The sequence below is a fragment of the Litchfieldia alkalitelluris genome (genome assembly GCF_002153425.1).
In the GTDB taxonomy this organism is placed as follows: domain Bacteria; phylum Bacillota; class Bacilli; order Bacillales; family Salisediminibacteriaceae; genus Evansella; species Evansella alkalicola.
Genome location: NZ_KZ119600.1, coordinates 3,771,204 through 3,787,903, shown reverse-complemented (window position 1 = coordinate 3,787,903; position 16,700 = coordinate 3,771,204). Strand labels below are relative to the sequence as shown.

The following is a 16,700-nucleotide window of genomic DNA, read 5'->3' as shown; positions in this document are numbered from 1 at the left end:
TAATGAATATAAATAATCATTGGTTTCCACACCTTGATAAAATCGTTCCTGTACTAAGATCTTCAGATGAGAAGGTTAGCTTATATACTATAGCCTTGGAGGGGTGGAGAAGAGGATTAGTGTTAAGGTTTCATAGAGTGATTAAGAATGGTAAGGTTGATTTTAAATTTACATTAAGCTCTGATAAATCTCAACACACTTTTGATGTTTCAATGGGAGACAAAGTTTCTGAAGAAGCTGTTAAGATATGTGCTAATAAGGAACTTACTAAAAGAACTTTATTTAATGCGGGGATTCCAATTCCAAAAGGAAAATGTTTTAAAATAAATGATTCATTTGATGAGATTGTTAACTATGCAAATAAATTAGGGTACCCAGTGGTTTTAAAACCAACAACTGGTAGTGGTGGGAAAGGTGTAGTTTCTGATATTAAAAGCGAACATATGCTGAAAAATGCACTCTCATCATTTAAAAAAGGTAGTAAAGATATAATTCTGGAAAAATTTTATTCTGGCAAAGAAGTAAGGGTCTATGTTATTGGAAATAAAATTGTTGGAGCAATTAATAGAGTTCCAGCTCATGTAATTGGGGATGGAAAAAAGTCCATATATCAATTGATACAAGATAAAAACAGAGACAGAAAAAGGATTCCGCACTTATATAATAGACCAATTATTATTGACGATGAAGTGACTTTTTTACTTAAGTCCCGAGGTTATACTTTGGATAGTATTCTTAAAGAAGGTGAAAAAATTTTTATTAGGTCAGTTAGTAATGTTTCATTAGGAGGAGATCCCATAGATGTTACTGATGACTTATCGGATTCAATTAAAGATTTAGCCATCAAGGCCACAAAATCTATACCTGGCTTAGTTCAATGTGGTGTTGATATAATTATAGATAATAGCAAGAATACTGGGGTTATACTCGAACTAAACACAAAACCTGGTATAGGATCTCACTTATTTCCATTAGTAGGTATACCAAGAGACGTCCCTAGTGCAATTATAGATTATTATTTTCCTGAGACCGCAGGGGTAAAAACTATAGGATTACAGTTTTACTATAATTTTAAAGAGGTCATAAAGGTCTTGTATGATGGACAAGCAACTGAATATGAAGTGGTACCAGCTCCTAACGGATTTAAAGTAGCAAAACGCCTTTGTTTTAATAATGTAATTATTGATAAAAAAAATAAATCTTTTATTAAAAAAGTAGCCGATGAAAAAGGATTTCACGGCTTCATAAATACAATATCTACTAGTTCTTTTGAAATTATTTTAGCCTGTACTGATTATAAAAATGTTAGAGTGTTTTTAGACAAAGTTATGAAAGAATTAAGTATTAGTAATGACGATATAAGAGAAACTATTTGGGAGAAGCCAATTAATATGGGGTTTATTATTAAATCAAATGAAGATGATATTACCACTTATGAGTTGGAGAAAGATATAGAAAATAAGTATAAGACTTTACAATTAATGATTAAGCAAAACCACTATACCGAAAGACGAATAAGAAATATTAAAAGTAGTAGTATTTTTAAACCGTTAACTCTGCTTAGCTATGCTATTACTAAGTTCAAAAAATAAAATAGTTATTTTAATAATCAAGGCTGTAGTGTCCAATTAACAATAATAATAAATAGTATATGGGGAGAGATTACAATGCAATCGAATGAAGTTAAATGGTTACCTCACTTAGAAGGAGCTGTTCCAACTGAAGGGTATGGAAAAAAATTGAGCGCTTATACAATTGCTTTAGAGGGTTGGAGACGAGGTCTTTCGCTTAAGTTTTTTACCATTACAGGTGATGAGAATAACTTAAAATATAGATATTCACTCAGTAACAACGTTAGAGAACATAAATTTGAATCGTCTAAAGGTGACAAAGTTTCAGAAGAAGCTTTTTTAATTTGTGATAACAAGCACTTAACAAAAGAGTATTTATCTAAAGCAGGTGTACCAGTACCGAGAGGAAGAAGGTTTGAAGAGAATGTTGAGGATCAAGAAGTTATAAATTACGCTGAGAGCCTTGGATTCCCTTTAGTTTTAAAACCTATTGATGCTAATGGGGGGAAGGGAGTATTTGCAAATATTAAAGATATATCTGAATTTAAGGAGGCTTTGGATCATGTTAGGCATGAATTAAATTATTTAGATGTAATAGTAGAGGAATTTAAGCCTGGTGATGAATATAGAATAATTGTATTAGAAGAAAGAGTTATCGGCGCACTCAATAGAATACCTGCCAATGTTGTTGGTGATGGTGAAAATACAATTAAACAGTTAATTGATATAAAGAATAAATACCGAAAAAATAATCCGCACTTAAAAAGTAGGCCAATTAAAATAGATAAAGAACTAGAACATGTTCTTGAACTTTCAGGATATAATTTACAGTCTGTTCCCAAGACGGGGGAGAGAGTGTTTTTAAGATTGACTAGTAATTTGTCAACTGGCGGTGACTCAGTTGATATAACTGATGAACTCTCTCCCAAATTAAAAGAGATCGCTATTAATGCTACTAAAGCAATACCAGGACTTGGAGTTAGTGGGCTAGATATTATTGTTAATGAAGATAAAACAGATGGAGTAGTCATTGAGGCTAATACCAGACCTGGATTTGGAGGGCATTTGTTCCCAATGATTGGGGAACCTAGAGACTTACCTAAAGAAATAATTGATTATTACTTTCCAGAAACAAAAGAAGTTGAGAAAACTGGTCTATACTTTGATTTTGATACTATATTAGATCCTCTAAAAAGTCGTTCCGTTAAAGAATTGCTAATATCTCCCGCACCACTGGGGAAATTGTATGGAAGAAAAATTATTATATCTGGAAAAGTTCAAAACATGGGATATAGAAAATGGATTAGGAAGCAAGTGCTGAATAATAATTTGCATGGTTACACGGAATGCCTAGATAATGGTGACTTAGAAGTAGTTATAACAGGACCAAATAAAGGTGAAGTAAAGAATGTTTCTAAAATTATTATTGGTGGAAATGAAAAGGCTGAAATATCAGGATACAAAGAAGAAGAATGGAATAAACCAGTAAAAATAGGATTTGAAATAAAAAAATCTAAGCCAGAAGAACTTATAGAATTAGAGAAAGAACTAGACAGACTTGAGACCGAAAAAGCAAAATTGAATAAAAAATATACAAATATCGTAAATAGTAGGATCTGGAGATATACATCCCCTGTAAGATTACTTCTTGATAATTTAAAGAAGATTAAAAATGACTAAAAATGACAAGAATAGTTTCTAAAGGTTATTAAATTTTATGTCACTAAGGGTAATTTATGTATAGGAGATGAAACATGGATAATCAAAATGTAAGCTGGCTTCCTCATTTAAAAGGCGCTGTTCCAACAGCTGGTTATGGGAATAGACTAAGTACTTATTTGATAGCTCTAGAAGCTTGGAGGAGAGGGATAGGAGTAACATTCTTTGCGTTAGATAATATTCAAAACAAGCTGTTAATACGTTATTCACTCAAAAATAATAATAGTGAGCATATTTTTGACTCTTCTAACGGGGACTTGACATCAGAAGAAGCAAATTTTATTAGTGAAAATAAAGACGTTACAAAGGAGTACCTAAGTACGGCAAAAGTGCCAGTTCCTGAAGGGAAAAGATTTGCCCCTACTACTGAAAATGTTGAAATTATTAATTACGCAGCCACTTTAGGATATCCAGTTGTTATAAAACCTAGGTCTGAAAAAACGGGTAAAGGAGTCTTTGCAAATATATCAAACGAAAGATCATTTAAAGAAATACTTTTGCACGTTCGAAATGAATTAAATTACAAAGATGTAATTGTTGAAAAACATATTAAAGGTGAAGAATATAGAATCCTTATGATTAAAGGTGAGATTTTAGGAGCTGTAAATAGAGTCCCAGCTAATATCATTGGTGATGGTGTTAGTTCGGTTGAGGAATTAATAACCCAAAAAAATGATAGTAAAAAGAAAAACCCTAATCTAAGTAAAAACTTGATAGATATAGATAAAGAAGTTTTGAAGTTAATAGAAGATGAAGGGTATGAACTAAATAGTATTCTTGATAAGGGTAAGAGATTATTCCTTCGAAATAAAAGTAACATTTCTATGGGTGGCGATCCAATTGATGTAACAGAAAAACTTACCCCAGAGATTAAGGAAATAGCTATAAAAGCCTTCAATGCTATCCCAAACTTGGCATTTTGTGGGTTAGATATGATTATAAGTCCATCAGGGAATACAGGAACGGTAATAGAAATAAACACAAAACCTGCTTTAGGACCTCATGTTTTCCCAGTTGATGGATATGCAAGGGATGTGATCTCTCCAATTGTAGATTATTATTTTCCTGAAACTAGAAATGTTGAAAGATCAACTCTTTACTTTGATTTTAACCAAGTTATATCACCTTTGAAGAAAAGACTTGCAAAAGAAGTAATCGTTCGGCCAATATCTGCTGGGAAGTTATATGCTAAAGAATTTATTATATCCGGAGAAGTAAAAAACTCAAAGTATAAAAATTGGATTAAGCGTCAAGTGCTTCAAAATGGGTGTCATGGTTTTATTAAAGATTCTAAGGGAGATAAAATAATCTTAGTTGTTGCAGGGAATAGCCAAAATGATATAGATAATCTCAAAACAAATTTTCATCAGAACCCGGACAATACAATCGTAAATGAAGTGATAGAAAATGAATATTCAGGGAATATAAAAGTAGGATTTCAAATCAAGAGTTTGCCTAAAACAAAAATTATTAATCGTCTAGAAGAGAAACTAAACAGTGAGATTAGGAAAAAGAAGAATTATGAACAAAAGCTTAAAGATGAAAAGAAAGAAAAAGAGAAAGCTAAAATTAAATTATTGGAATACAAATCTCTTCTAGTAGAAGTTCGAAATCAAAATAAAAAAATAATTGAAGAAAAAAATATTATTCAATCAAAATACCATAGTTTAAGAAGAAGCCGGTCATGGAGGTATACCAAGCCAATTCGCAGCGTCTTAAAGTTTATAGACATTAAAAGATAATAAATAAGTTAAACAGTTTATAATGAGGGAGTAATAGAATGAACAAAAGAGAAAACTGGTTGTCTCAATTAGAAAACTCATTGCCAGAAAAAGCAAAAGGAAATGACTTAAGTACGTATTCAATTGCACTTGAGGGTTGGAGAAGAGGTTTAACATTAAAGTTTTATGGTGTCTATATTAAAGCTGGTCGATACAAAATTAGGTATTCATTAAACGATGGTATAAAGGAACATCATTTTACAAATTCTAAAGGGGACTTTATTACAAAGGAACAAGGTGATATTTGCAAAAGCAAAAGCCTAACTAACAAATATTTATTAGAAGCAGGTGTTCCAATACCTCAGGGAAGACATTTTAATGTTTCAGCAACGGAAAATGAGATACTTGATTACTCATTAAGCATTGGTTTCCCGTTAGTACTTAAACCTGCAAATGAAAGTCTAGGAAGAGGAGTAGTATTAAATATTAAGAATGTAGATGACTTGAAAGAAGCTTTGTTTTATGTGAGAGAAAAATCAGGTTACAAGGAAGTTATTTTACAACAATATATAAAAGGTAACGAATATAGAGTTTATGTTATAGGAAATGAAGTAGTAGGTGTTTATAAAAGGAAAGCGGCAAATGTAATTGGAGATGGTATGAGAACAATTAAGAAATTAATAGAAATTAAGAACATAGAAAGAAAAGAAAATCCACATTTATATAAAAGGTTAATTGCTATTGATGATAAAATGATAAAATTTTTAAGTGATAAAGGCAAAACAATAGAAAGTATTCCTAAAAAAGGTGAAGAGGTTATACTAAGAGAGATAGGAAACCTTCCTAACGGTGGTGATTCCGTTGATTTTACTGATTCATTATCCGAAGAGAATAAAAATATAGCAATAGATGGGGCTAAGGCTGTAGGTATGGCTCATTGTGGATTAGATATGATTATCGATGAAAATAATCAGGGGAAAATTATTGAAATAAATACAAGGGCTCATATAGGTGCACACCTTTTTCCAGTTCATGGAATTGCTAGGGATATACCAGGGAAAATTATTGACTTGTATTTTCCAAATTCAAAATAAAATAAAAGAAATGAAAAGTTTTATTTCAATTATGACCTTATAAGACAGCAAGTTGAAAACGGTTCAATTGAGGAACTAAAAGTTCCAAGCATACCTAACAAAAATAATTTATTTATGGCTTATACTATTATAGGTGAAAAAGTTAATAAAGTTTCTTTTAAAAGTAAATTAAAGAAATTTGCTATAAAAAATAAGATGAGTGGATTTGTGGAAGATCTGGATAATAACAAATTGTCAGTTGTTGTGGCTGGTACTGAATCAGCAAATGCTGTATTTAAAGAATATTTATATAAGCAAAGAAACGACCAAGAAATTGTAGAGATAATTGAAGAAGAATATAAGAAACTATGGTTGGCTTTTTTATTTAATTTATATAAGCAAAGTGCATAATAAAAAAGAACCTTTGTAGGTTCTTTTTTATTATGCTTTATTTAAACCTTTAATGTAAGATAGTACTTCATCTGTTTTATTTCCAAATATAGGATTCATACTTGCCATCTGATATATATACATAGCCCCTGCGAAATTATGTTCAATAAAGATGGGTTTGATTATTGCATTTAAATTGAGCCACTTCTGCGTAGTTTTGAGCCATCGATTGCGGAGTATAGAGCCATCATTTGCGAGATCGAGAGCCACTGATAGTAAGCAGCTCTTTAAAGAATAGAGTCAGAGCCACAGCGGAGCTGCTTGCCATTGACTGAAACGCCCGATTCTTTGCATTTGCTGGAAGGGGGCGGGGCCCCACCAGCGAATGCTTAGAATCGGATTGACCGTGTTACCATATTTGAGCAGGTGTGCCTATTGGCATTATTTATGGCAGCCTGCGATTGTTCCTCAACACGGTCAAAAGTTAAGTCAATGGTGGCGGACAACGGTATTTGCACTATTTATAGCGAAATATTTGTAGTGGCTCACCATTCCGCAATTACTGGCTCAAACTTCCGCATACAGTGGCTCAAAACTCCGCACAGCTGGCTCAAACTGTCCGCAATACTCAGGGTTCACCGTCGTCGCCAACAGCAATATCCCATGAAACTAAATCATGGTGTAAAATATCATGATGAAGATCAATGACAAATTCCTTAAATTTTTGAAAGTTAGGAATGAATGTCTCTTGTTGAAAACTAAAATTGGTAGTGGGGTGATTTAACCACTTATTACCAGATTCATCTACTGCTAAAGAGTTTAGTTTACCGTCATCTTGTACTCCGATACAGATGCCACCTGTTCCAGCATTATCATTTATAGCACCGTCTATACCAATCCGTAGAAAAGACATTAAATGAGTTATATCATTATTCCACCTAAAAGTTAACATTCTTATTGTATTTACAGAGGAAGGGTGCATTGATTTTAACAGGCTATGTTGAGTAATTAATTCTTGAATTACAAAGTTTTTTCCATAAAGATCTTCTAACTCACTAATTGAAACCACTCTATTATTCAACGTGAAATTATTGTTATCAAATATCAATTTACTAACTTTTCTGCCATTTGCAGAACGACTAGGCTTAATAATAAATTCACTTTGGTCCTTTATGTTATTAAAGTGAGTAGTAATTTGAGTCTTTTTTATTGGTATATTAACATTTATAAAATACCTTTGGTTAACACATTTCAAATATATCTTAGGTTGCCTATTGGTCTTAACAATTTGGTCATATAAATTTTTATCAGTATATGCCCCTGTCTTTTTACTTTCGTTAAATGATTTCTGTATTAATCTATATTGTACTTCAGGTAGGAAGAATTTGTTTTTTATATTAAAATTTTGCTGCATGTATATATGAAAAACAGGATCAATCTTAATTCCCATTCTTTTCTCCCAATATCTTTGGACATCATTTATGTATTCCTCATCAATTAAAGTCACGTCAATCTTATCTTTTAGTGCACTATAAACTTTTTTTGTTGAATCAATCCCTAATGTATCTAACTTTGATTGTTGATTATAAATATTTCCATTATCTAATTTTGATTTATTTTCATTAGATATTCGCATTTCCTGTGTAATAACAGGGGCAATCCTAGTCAATCTACTAATTATTGATTTAAAAATACTACTCTTAGTTTGTTTGATCTTAGGTTCTTTTGTCTTTAAAATTTTAAACCCTTCTTTAGGTATTTTATTAGTCTTTTTAATATTAATTTGGCTCCTCGCTATTTTGTATGGAACACTAGATATTCTGAAAGATTACAAGATTATCATTTGTATCAGCTTAGCTAGTATTTCAAACCTGAAATTGCCAGTCAAGGAAAGCACTTGACAGCCAATTTCAGGTTTGAACATTAGTGGTTAGCTGACACAAGGACAAATATTAGCCATGAGGCTGAACCTCTAACTCAAACTTATTTGCTGTCGCATAAATCATGGCGATAAAGTTTGATACGGATCTGTACCCTCTTGCTTTTCGTTTCGATGCTTGAACAAGACTATTGATACCTTCAAGTAGACCATTGGTTATTTTAGAAACAAAATAACGTAGGATGCCACCTTCATGTTTTTTTAGTGATTTAGCTATACGAACCATCGGTTCCAAACGAGACCTGATTGCCCATTGGTACCATTCATCAAAATACCAACCCGCAAAAGCAGGGGAAGCAGTCCACATTGTTTGTAGTGTTGTTTTTAGTCGATAAGCTTTAGCCGTTTTTAAATGGCCGTCCTTCAGTTTCAGTAGGTTATCTTTTTGCGTATCATTTAGATTCTTTTCGTTTTTCAGCCAAAGGTATCGTGTCTTTTTGAGGAGTGGTTCCTCACGCTGTTCTTGTCTGCGAACTTGATCCACGGCTTCATTAACCATCTTCATGACATGGAATTTATCAAAGGTAATTTCAGCATTTGGAAATGTCTCTTCAATGCCTTTAATAAAAGCTGGAGACATATCACAACAGCACTCTTTAATGGATTCTGCTTGTGCACCTTTGCTTTCTAGAAGTTCCTTGAATGTTTTTATTACTGAAGCATCCTTTCCTTCAGTGGCAAAGATAACACGTTTTGTATCGACATCCACAAATAGTGTCACGTAGTTGTGGCCTCGTTTACTAGAGGTTTCATCAATAGCTATTCGCTTAACGTTTGTAAGATCAATTTCATCCATATGTCTATTGACATAATAATGAAAGACACGCCAAAGTCGAGTGTCATGTTCTTTTACCTTACGAGAAACAGCAGCTACCGGCATTTCTTTCATGAGTTGCATGACTTCAGCTTCGAAGAACCATGTAAAGCTTGAACGAGGACGGGACCAATCAACCACAACGGTACGTATTTTACTGCATAGACCACACTTTACCCGTGGCATCTCTGCATGAAGATGAGTTTCATATTGCCAAAAGTTCATATGTCTCCAAGTTCTCTCTTCTGGTAATCGATCATAGATCGACGTATCAGAGGAGCCACAATGGGGACAAATAAACTGAGCATTACGTTTATAATCTAGATAAATATGGAGCTTTTCTTCTTCTTGGTCCAGTTCATACCCTGTGACATACCATGGATCTTCAATTTTAAGAGCAGCTTGAAACACACTATATTCTTGTTCAAAATCTTTGTTCATTATTCATTCACCTCTGGTTATAGATTCATAGTCTTTATATCCAGTATGGTCAATGAATCTTAAATCTAGTCTTTTATTTCATATTAAATAGCGAGGAAGCATTATTTACTACTATTATACTCTTGAAATTTGTCTAAATACAAAGGATAATATAAAGTAATGTACTATTTTGTCGGAGACCTTGTGGGACTCTAACTCTCTTAAAATAGTATTTAAGTTAAGAGAAGATCCCTTTCATTAACTCCAAAAAAGTACATGAAACTTAAAAGTAAAATGAAGGAGGGGAGTATTGTGTAATGAAAAAATCTATAGTTTACGCTCTTATTTTCACTTTAATCTTTACTACAATTCCTGCAAACTCTATTTTTGCGATAGAGGAAGGTATAGGGGAAGGTCATGCAGAGGTAGACAAAAATGATAAAGAAGATAGTGAAGATCTAGAGTCTCAAATTGACAATAGTACTATTGAAGACAAAACTAATACTAGTACAGTTGAAGATAGCCCAGACAAAGAGAATGAGGTTCATGGAGGACAAGAAGAAATCCATACTACCAATACTGATTTGTCAACAGAAGGTAACCTTGATTCAGACTCTAAAGAGGTGGAAGACTCTACTGAAATTCCTGAAACAGTTACATTATTTAGCGCAAATACAACTTCTGAAGTGTTAACTGGTGATGATGTTGTAAAATTAAAACAAGATCTAACTAAAATAGGATTTGGAAACTTTCCATCTAATCCGTCATCTGTATATGGATCTGTTACTGAAAGAGTAGTTAGGGAGTTTCAAGAATACTATGGATTGACGGTTGATGGTAAAGCTGGTAATGAAACTTTATCTAAGATTACTGAAATTCTATCTTCTCCCTACCGAGATGGACAAAGTGGAGAGCATATAACAAGACTTAAAGAGAAGCTTACTAGATTAGGTTTTGGTAATTTCCCAAGTAATCCTTCTGGCGCTTTTGGGAGTGTAACTGCTAGGGTAGTAAGCGAATTTCAAGAGTCACATGGGCTTGTTGTTAATGGAATCGGAGATGAAGTTACTCTAAACAAAATTCAGCAGTTTTTATCTCCACCATTTAAAAATGGGCATATTGGACAGCATATTGTAGAGTTAAAACAAGACTTGACAACATTGGGATTTGGAAATTTTCCAAGTAATCCTTCTGGAGTATATGGAAGTGTAACTGCAAGAGTAGTTAGTGAATTTCAAAAATATTATAGTTTAAATGTAACAGGAGAGGCTGACGAAGAAACTATAAGCATGCTTGAAGAAACATTATCTTCCATGTTTCGTAGTGGAAACAGTGGGGATGAAATAGTGGAGTTAAAAAACAACTTAACTTTACTTGGTTTTGGAAACTTTCCAAGTGATCCATCCGGGGCCTATGGAAGTGTGACAGCTAGGGTAGTGAGTGAGTTTCAAGCACACTATGGACTAATAGTAAATGGTATAGGTGACATAGTAACTTTAAATAAAATAGATATATTAATTGATGAACAAAAGCCACCATATAAAAGTGGACATAATGGTGAGCATATTGTTAATCTAAAGAATAATCTATCAACCTTAGGTTTTGGAAACTTTCCAAGTAACCCATCAGGGGCCTATGGAAGTGTAACATCCAGAGTAGTAAGTGAGTTTCAAGAATATTATAGTTTAGAAGTAAATGGAACTGCTGATGAAGCGACTCTAGCAAAAGTTGATGAGATTTTAAGTTCACCATATAGAACTGGTCAAAGTGGAGTTCATATAGTAGAACTTAAAGAGAGCTTAACTACACTTGGGTTTGGAAACTTTCCTAGTAATCCATCAGGAGCCTATGGAAGTGTAACTGCAAGGGTAGTGAGTGAGTTTCAAGCACACTACGGTCTAGTGGTAAATGGGATAGCAGATGAAGTGACACTATCAAAAATTGATGAAATGTTGGAACTACAATATATAGTGACCTTTACTGAATACGCTGTCACTTTTAATGGTGCACTTAATACACAATTGGCCATGAGTATCCCACCTCAAACTGATGCTTATAGAAACCTACCTGCGTTTATCCATAGTTCATTGGTAAGTATAGATCATAAAGGTGTTATATCGTCAGGTGTAAATATTAGAACGAGCCCAGATTCAACTACTTCTAGTAATATTCAGACTACTACTACGAGTCAAATTACAGTTAATGTGATTGAGGAAGTCACTGGAAATTCTGTTAACGGTAACAATAAGTGGTTCAAAATTGAGCATAATAATAGGGAACTATACGTACATGACTCTGTTATAAATATCAGTGATATAGCGATTATTACTAGTAATGGAAATGTATATGAAAGTGCCAATACTAGTAGTCATAATTTTGGTAGAGTTACTCCAGGGGATGAGTTAAAAGAATTTGTCATAGTTAGGGAACTAACTGGTACTAGAATAAATGGAAGTAATAAGTGGTATCAAATTAATTTCAGAACTTGGAGAAATGCAAAGCGATCTGATGTAATACCGTTTTTTGATCCTAATCAAAATGATATCTTTCAACATTTAGTCTTATCAAGCAGTGCGGGTGTTTCTGCAAGTCAATTAAATGCTATCCTATCTGGGAGAGGGACTTTAAATAATACTGGCAAGTATTTTATTGATGGTGGAAAGAAGCACTCTGTTAATGAAGTCTATTTGATTGCTCATGCCTTGCATGAAACAGGAAATGGATCATCTACTTTAGCCCGAGGGGTAGAAGTTGGACTAAATAGTAATGGTCAACCTAGAAGAGTTACGAGTAGTAATCGAAATAGTTTAACAGATATTAAAACTACCTATAATATGTATGGGATTGGAGCTGCAGATACTTGTCCTATCTCATGTGGTGCAGAAGAAGCTTATAAACAGGGTTGGTTTAGTATTGAGGAAGCGATTATTGGAGGAGCAGAATTCATTGGGAGAAGGTATATTCATAACCAATATCAACAAAACACCTTGTATAAAATGCGTTGGAACCCAGCAAATCCTGGATATCCTCAATATGCAACTGATATGGAATGGGCAACAAAACAAATATCAAGAATTAAGAACTTGTATGATCAATTAGAAAATCCTGTATTACATTTTGATATTCCAGTCTATAAATAATATTTAAACAAAACCCACTATATAGTGGGTTTTTTGTTCTAATACTCGATACTCCAACATAAACCAACAAATATTGACAAGATTATGTTGAAATTAATAGTTTTAACAGGGATAATATAACTGTATGCTAAATACTTAAAATCTAATAAGTTAGTAAAAAACTAACTAATAATTATAATTCGTATTTAGTATAATTAATATTTTTAAGGGAGCATTCCTGTAATAAAGAAATTTGAGGTTTGAAACAAAAAGAGCCCCTTGGTATGATACGAGGTGTCCGAAGCTGCAGCGCAAGGACCCTGAATTAGATACCCAAGGAGGACTCAAAATGAATTATACACAAAATCAGAAAATCTCTCAAATTACACCTAAAACTCTTATCATCGGCATTGATGTGGCAAAGGACAAACACGTTGCACGTGCTCAAGATGATCGAGGATTTGAATTTGGTAAACGCCTTATCTTTGATAATAGTTTTCACGGTTTCGTGACTCTACTAAGTTGGGCAGAGAGACATATGAAAAGCCATGATAAAAGTGACGTGATTTATGGTGTTGAGCCAACTGGCCACTTCTGGCTAAATCTAGCCTATTTCTTAAAGGCGCAAAGCATTGATATTGTCCTAGTCAATCCAATGCATGTCAAGAAGAGTAAAGAGCTTGATGATAATTCTCCGACCAAAAATGATACAAAGGACGCGCGCGTGATCGCGCAGTTAATTAAGGATGGCCGATACTCGGTACCGAATCTCCTAGAAGGCATTTATGCTGAACTAAGAGAAGGCGTCAAATTAAGAGATCAGCTCATCAAACAACTCATCACGATTGAAGGTCGGATCCAAAATCATATTCAGCGGTACTTCCCTGAATTCTTTAACGTATTTGGTGATTGGGAAGGAAAAGCGGCTCAATGTACGTTGAAGCTGTTTCCATTTCCGGAAGACATCTCTCAGATGACACCAGAAGAAGTCTTACAAAGTTGGAAGCCCTTTGTCCAAAGAGGGGTTGGCATTAAACGAGCAACTAAACTCGTGGAAACCGCACAAAAGAGCATTGGCATCACGGTCGGTTTAACCTTTGCCAAGCGTGAAATTCAAAGTCTTCTTGACCAACACGAACTCTTTAAAACCCAACTCAACGAGTTGGATGAGGAGTTAGAATTGTTGGTTATGACGATTCCTGGTGCCGAAGAAATGATCGCTATACCAGGGTTAGGACCCGTGACAGTCGCAACGTTCTTCGCTGAAGTCGGGGATATTAAAAATTACAACCACCCCCAACAACTCGTGAACTTAGCGGGCTTGTCTTTGAAGGAGCACAGTTCAGGTAAGTATAAAGGGCAGTCGAGGATTTGCAAGAGAGGCCGAAAACGACTACGCAAAGCATTATATTTAGCGATTCGACCGCTCGTTGCCCACAATCCAACATTCAAAACCCTGCATCATCATTATACTCATCGCCCTGAACGCCCACTGAAGAAACAGCAGTCATTGATTGCATTGTGTTGTAAATTACTACGCGTCTTATTTGTGATTGGACAGAAACAATGTCCTTTTGATCCAACGAAATTAACACAAGGATTGTCTAAATCTGAAAGACTTGAGGTAGCATAATCTAATTTAAAAGCAAAGCAAGAACTATAGTTAATGACAAATACCAATAGTGCAGAGTCGGAGCATATTTATTCCATACGGGCATAGACCCAGCATAGGAGCTTATCCGACCTCCACCTCGTGGATACGCAGGACGAAGGAATGTATGGAGAACCATCCGGAGAGACATGGGAGGGTGAGCGGCCGCGAGTGTCGTGGAGATTAGGAGCACGGTCATACTATTTTTTCCAAACTCATCCAGTTTGGACGTTAGGATGGCCTATTATCTGTAAATATTATTAAGCTCTACCACTCTCATCCAACGATTCTTTTGTCTTTACTATTGGTTGGTTTTAAAATCCTGAGATATCAGGAGCATTTAAGAGATATTTTTACTTTATAGAGGGAGGGAATTTATATTTAATGCATAATAAGAAAGTTACTTTAGTCCTTATACTATGTTTTATATCTATTATTCTTTCATCTAAAACTATATTTGCTTCTAGTGATAAAGATGCTATAGACATTGGCGCTAGCAATGGTGAACTTAGTGAAATTACTATTGAAGAAGGACAGAATAATGAAGAAAGCAATTATCAGGAAGTTATCGAAAACTCCATAATTAATGGTGGAGTTTCTGAAAAAGTGTTAAATACCAATACTAAGGAACCTGAAGAGACAAGTGACATTGAGATTAAATCTTTTTCAACTATGAGTAACACAAATGATCAAGAAGATGGAGATTCAGTTGTAAAATTAAAACAAGATTTAACAACTTTAGGTTTTGGAAGGTTCCCATCAAGTCCGTCGAATGTATATGGATCTGTGACAGAGAGGGTAGTAAGAGAGTTCCAACAATATTATGGTTTGAGAGTAGACGGTAAGGCTAACAAGGAATCTTTAAATAAAATTAATGAAATTCTCTCATCAAATTATCGTTCAGGGCAAAGTGGAGCACATGTAGTAGAGTTAAAAGTAAAATTAACAACTTTAGGTTTTGGAAATTTTCCAAGTAACCCATCAGGTGTATACGGAAGTGTTACAGAGAGAGTAGTGTCTGAGTTTCAAAGTTACTATGGACTTGCTGTAAATGGAATTGCTGATGAGGTAACACTAAATAGTATTGAAGAATTGCTATCTCCTCCCTATAGAATTGGTGATAGTGGACAACATATTGTAAAATTAAAACAGGATTTGACTAGGCTAGGTTTTGGAAATTTTCCTAGTAATCCTTCAAGTCTATATGGTAGTGTGACATCTAGAGTGGTACGTGAGTTTCAAGCATATTACGGACTAACTGAAGATGGGGTTGCAGGAAAACAGACCTTATCAAAAATTAATGAAGTTCTTTCATCTATATATAGTTCTGGTCAAAGTGGAGCACACATAGTTGAGTTAAAGGAAAAATTAACTAAATTAGGATTTGGTAACTTCCCAAGTAATCCATCAGGTGCGTATGGTAATGTGACAGCAAGAGTTGTGAGTGAATTTCAAGCTTACTATGGTCTTGTTGTAAATGGGATTGCTGATGAAGTTACATTAAATAAAATAAATAAAATAATCTCCTCACCATACCAAACAGGAAAAAGTGGAGTGCACGTAGTTGAACTGAAAGAAAAGCTAACTCAAATAGGCTTTGGAAATTTTCCAAGTAATCCATCAGGTGCGTATGGCAATGTGACAACAAAGGTTGTAAGTGAATTCCAAGCATATTACGGACTAGTAGTTAATGGTATAGCAGATGAGGTAACGCTAGCTAAAGTAGAAGAAATATTTTCAAGGGCTCGTATTATTGTTTTAGATCCAGGTCATGGTGCTAAGGACCCTGGGGGGAGAGCAAATGGGTTAGTGGAAAAGAGTGTAGTATTGGATATATCATTAAGAGCTAGAGATTTGCTGCAAGCTGCTGGTTATGTAGTCATAATGACAAGATCTACAGATGAATATCTTACTTTAGAAGAAAGAGCTAAAATAGGTAATACATCAAATGCTGATATATTCATTAGCGTTCATGCTAATATCTTTAATGGTACTGCCAATGGTACAGAAACTTTTTGGAATAATAACCATAAGGGGAGCGACAGTAGGCGATTAGCACACGCTGTACAAAATGCAGTAGTATCAAACATAGGAACTAATTCCCGTAGAGTTGACCAAGCATCATTTCATGTTATTAGGGAAACGAAAATACCAAGTATCCTACTAGAAGTTGGATTTTTAGATCATTCTGCTGATGCAGGAAAATTAAAACAAAGCACTTACCGTCAAAGAGCAGCGCAAGGTATTTTAGAAGGTGTTAATGAATACTTCAAATAAAATTGA

General features: G+C 34.2%; 10 protein-coding genes. 8 read left to right on the top strand and 2 right to left on the bottom strand.

What is annotated here, in order from left to right:
* Positions 1-2: 2 nt before the first annotated feature.
* The 5 genes from BW724_RS18150 (at position 3) to BW724_RS18130 (ending at position 6,495) form a co-directional block, all read left to right on the top strand.
* Entirely contained in the window at positions 3-1,592 is a 1,590-nt protein-coding gene (locus BW724_RS18150) for an ATP-binding protein (RefSeq protein ID WP_088076555.1), read from the top strand.
* A gap of 75 nt (positions 1,593-1,667) precedes the next feature.
* Positions 1,668-3,251, top strand: coding sequence for an acylphosphatase (locus BW724_RS18145; RefSeq protein WP_088076554.1), 1,584 nt, complete (start codon positions 1,668-1,670; stop codon positions 3,249-3,251).
* Between the two features lie 74 nt (positions 3,252-3,325).
* Entirely contained in the window at positions 3,326-5,032 is a 1,707-nt protein-coding gene (locus BW724_RS18140) for an ATP-grasp domain-containing protein (RefSeq protein WP_088076553.1), read from the top strand.
* 38 nt (positions 5,033-5,070) lie between these two features.
* A complete protein-coding gene (locus BW724_RS18135; RefSeq protein WP_088076552.1) occupies positions 5,071-6,105 on the top strand; it encodes an ATP-grasp domain-containing protein in 1,035 nt (344 codons plus the stop codon).
* Positions 6,106-6,219: 114 nt separating this feature from the next.
* Positions 6,220-6,495, top strand: coding sequence for an acylphosphatase (locus BW724_RS18130; protein ID WP_088076551.1), 276 nt, complete (start codon positions 6,220-6,222; stop codon positions 6,493-6,495).
* Between the two features lie 607 nt (positions 6,496-7,102).
* Here the strand turns inward: BW724_RS18130 and BW724_RS18120 are convergent.
* Both BW724_RS18120 and BW724_RS18115 read right to left on the bottom strand, forming a co-directional pair.
* Positions 7,103-8,143 carry a sugar-transfer associated ATP-grasp domain-containing protein gene (locus BW724_RS18120; RefSeq protein WP_088076549.1) on the bottom strand — a complete coding sequence of 347 codons (1,041 nt, stop codon included), beginning with the start codon at positions 8,141-8,143 and terminating at the stop codon, positions 7,103-7,105.
* A gap of 283 nt (positions 8,144-8,426) precedes the next feature.
* Positions 8,427-9,668, bottom strand: coding sequence for an ISL3 family transposase (locus BW724_RS18115; protein ID WP_088076548.1), 1,242 nt, complete (start codon positions 9,666-9,668; stop codon positions 8,427-8,429).
* A 296-nt stretch (positions 9,669-9,964) separates the two neighbouring features.
* Here BW724_RS18115 and BW724_RS18110 point away from each other — a divergent pair, with 296 nt between their 5' ends.
* The 3 genes from BW724_RS18110 to BW724_RS18100 all read left to right on the top strand — a co-directional run bounded on the left by BW724_RS18110 (position 9,965) and on the right by BW724_RS18100 (position 16,694).
* Positions 9,965-12,787, top strand: coding sequence for a peptidoglycan-binding protein (locus BW724_RS18110; RefSeq protein WP_088076547.1), 2,823 nt, complete (start codon positions 9,965-9,967; stop codon positions 12,785-12,787).
* 328 nt (positions 12,788-13,115) lie between these two features.
* Positions 13,116-14,399 carry an IS110 family RNA-guided transposase gene (locus BW724_RS18105; RefSeq protein ID WP_088074732.1) on the top strand — a complete coding sequence of 428 codons (1,284 nt, stop codon included), beginning with the start codon at positions 13,116-13,118 and terminating at the stop codon, positions 14,397-14,399.
* A gap of 402 nt (positions 14,400-14,801) precedes the next feature.
* Entirely contained in the window at positions 14,802-16,694 is a 1,893-nt protein-coding gene (locus BW724_RS18100) for a peptidoglycan-binding protein (protein ID WP_088076546.1), read from the top strand.
* Positions 16,695-16,700 lie beyond the last annotated feature (6 nt).

Coding starts and splice junctions, on each gene's coding strand:
- BW724_RS18150 (WP_088076555.1), top strand. CDS start 3: ATGAATATAAATAATCATTGGTTTCCACACCTTGATAAAATCGTTCCT.
- BW724_RS18145 (WP_088076554.1), top strand. CDS start 1,668: ATGCAATCGAATGAAGTTAAATGGTTACCTCACTTAGAAGGAGCTGTT.
- BW724_RS18140 (WP_088076553.1), top strand. CDS start 3,326: ATGGATAATCAAAATGTAAGCTGGCTTCCTCATTTAAAAGGCGCTGTT.
- BW724_RS18135 (WP_088076552.1), top strand. CDS start 5,071: ATGAACAAAAGAGAAAACTGGTTGTCTCAATTAGAAAACTCATTGCCA.
- BW724_RS18130 (WP_088076551.1), top strand. CDS start 6,220: ATGGCTTATACTATTATAGGTGAAAAAGTTAATAAAGTTTCTTTTAAA.
- BW724_RS18115 (WP_088076548.1), bottom strand. CDS start 9,668: ATGAACAAAGATTTTGAACAAGAATATAGTGTGTTTCAAGCTGCTCTT.
- BW724_RS18110 (WP_088076547.1), top strand. CDS start 9,965: ATGAAAAAATCTATAGTTTACGCTCTTATTTTCACTTTAATCTTTACT.
- BW724_RS18105 (WP_088074732.1), top strand. CDS start 13,116: ATGAATTATACACAAAATCAGAAAATCTCTCAAATTACACCTAAAACT.
- BW724_RS18100 (WP_088076546.1), top strand. CDS start 14,802: ATGCATAATAAGAAAGTTACTTTAGTCCTTATACTATGTTTTATATCT.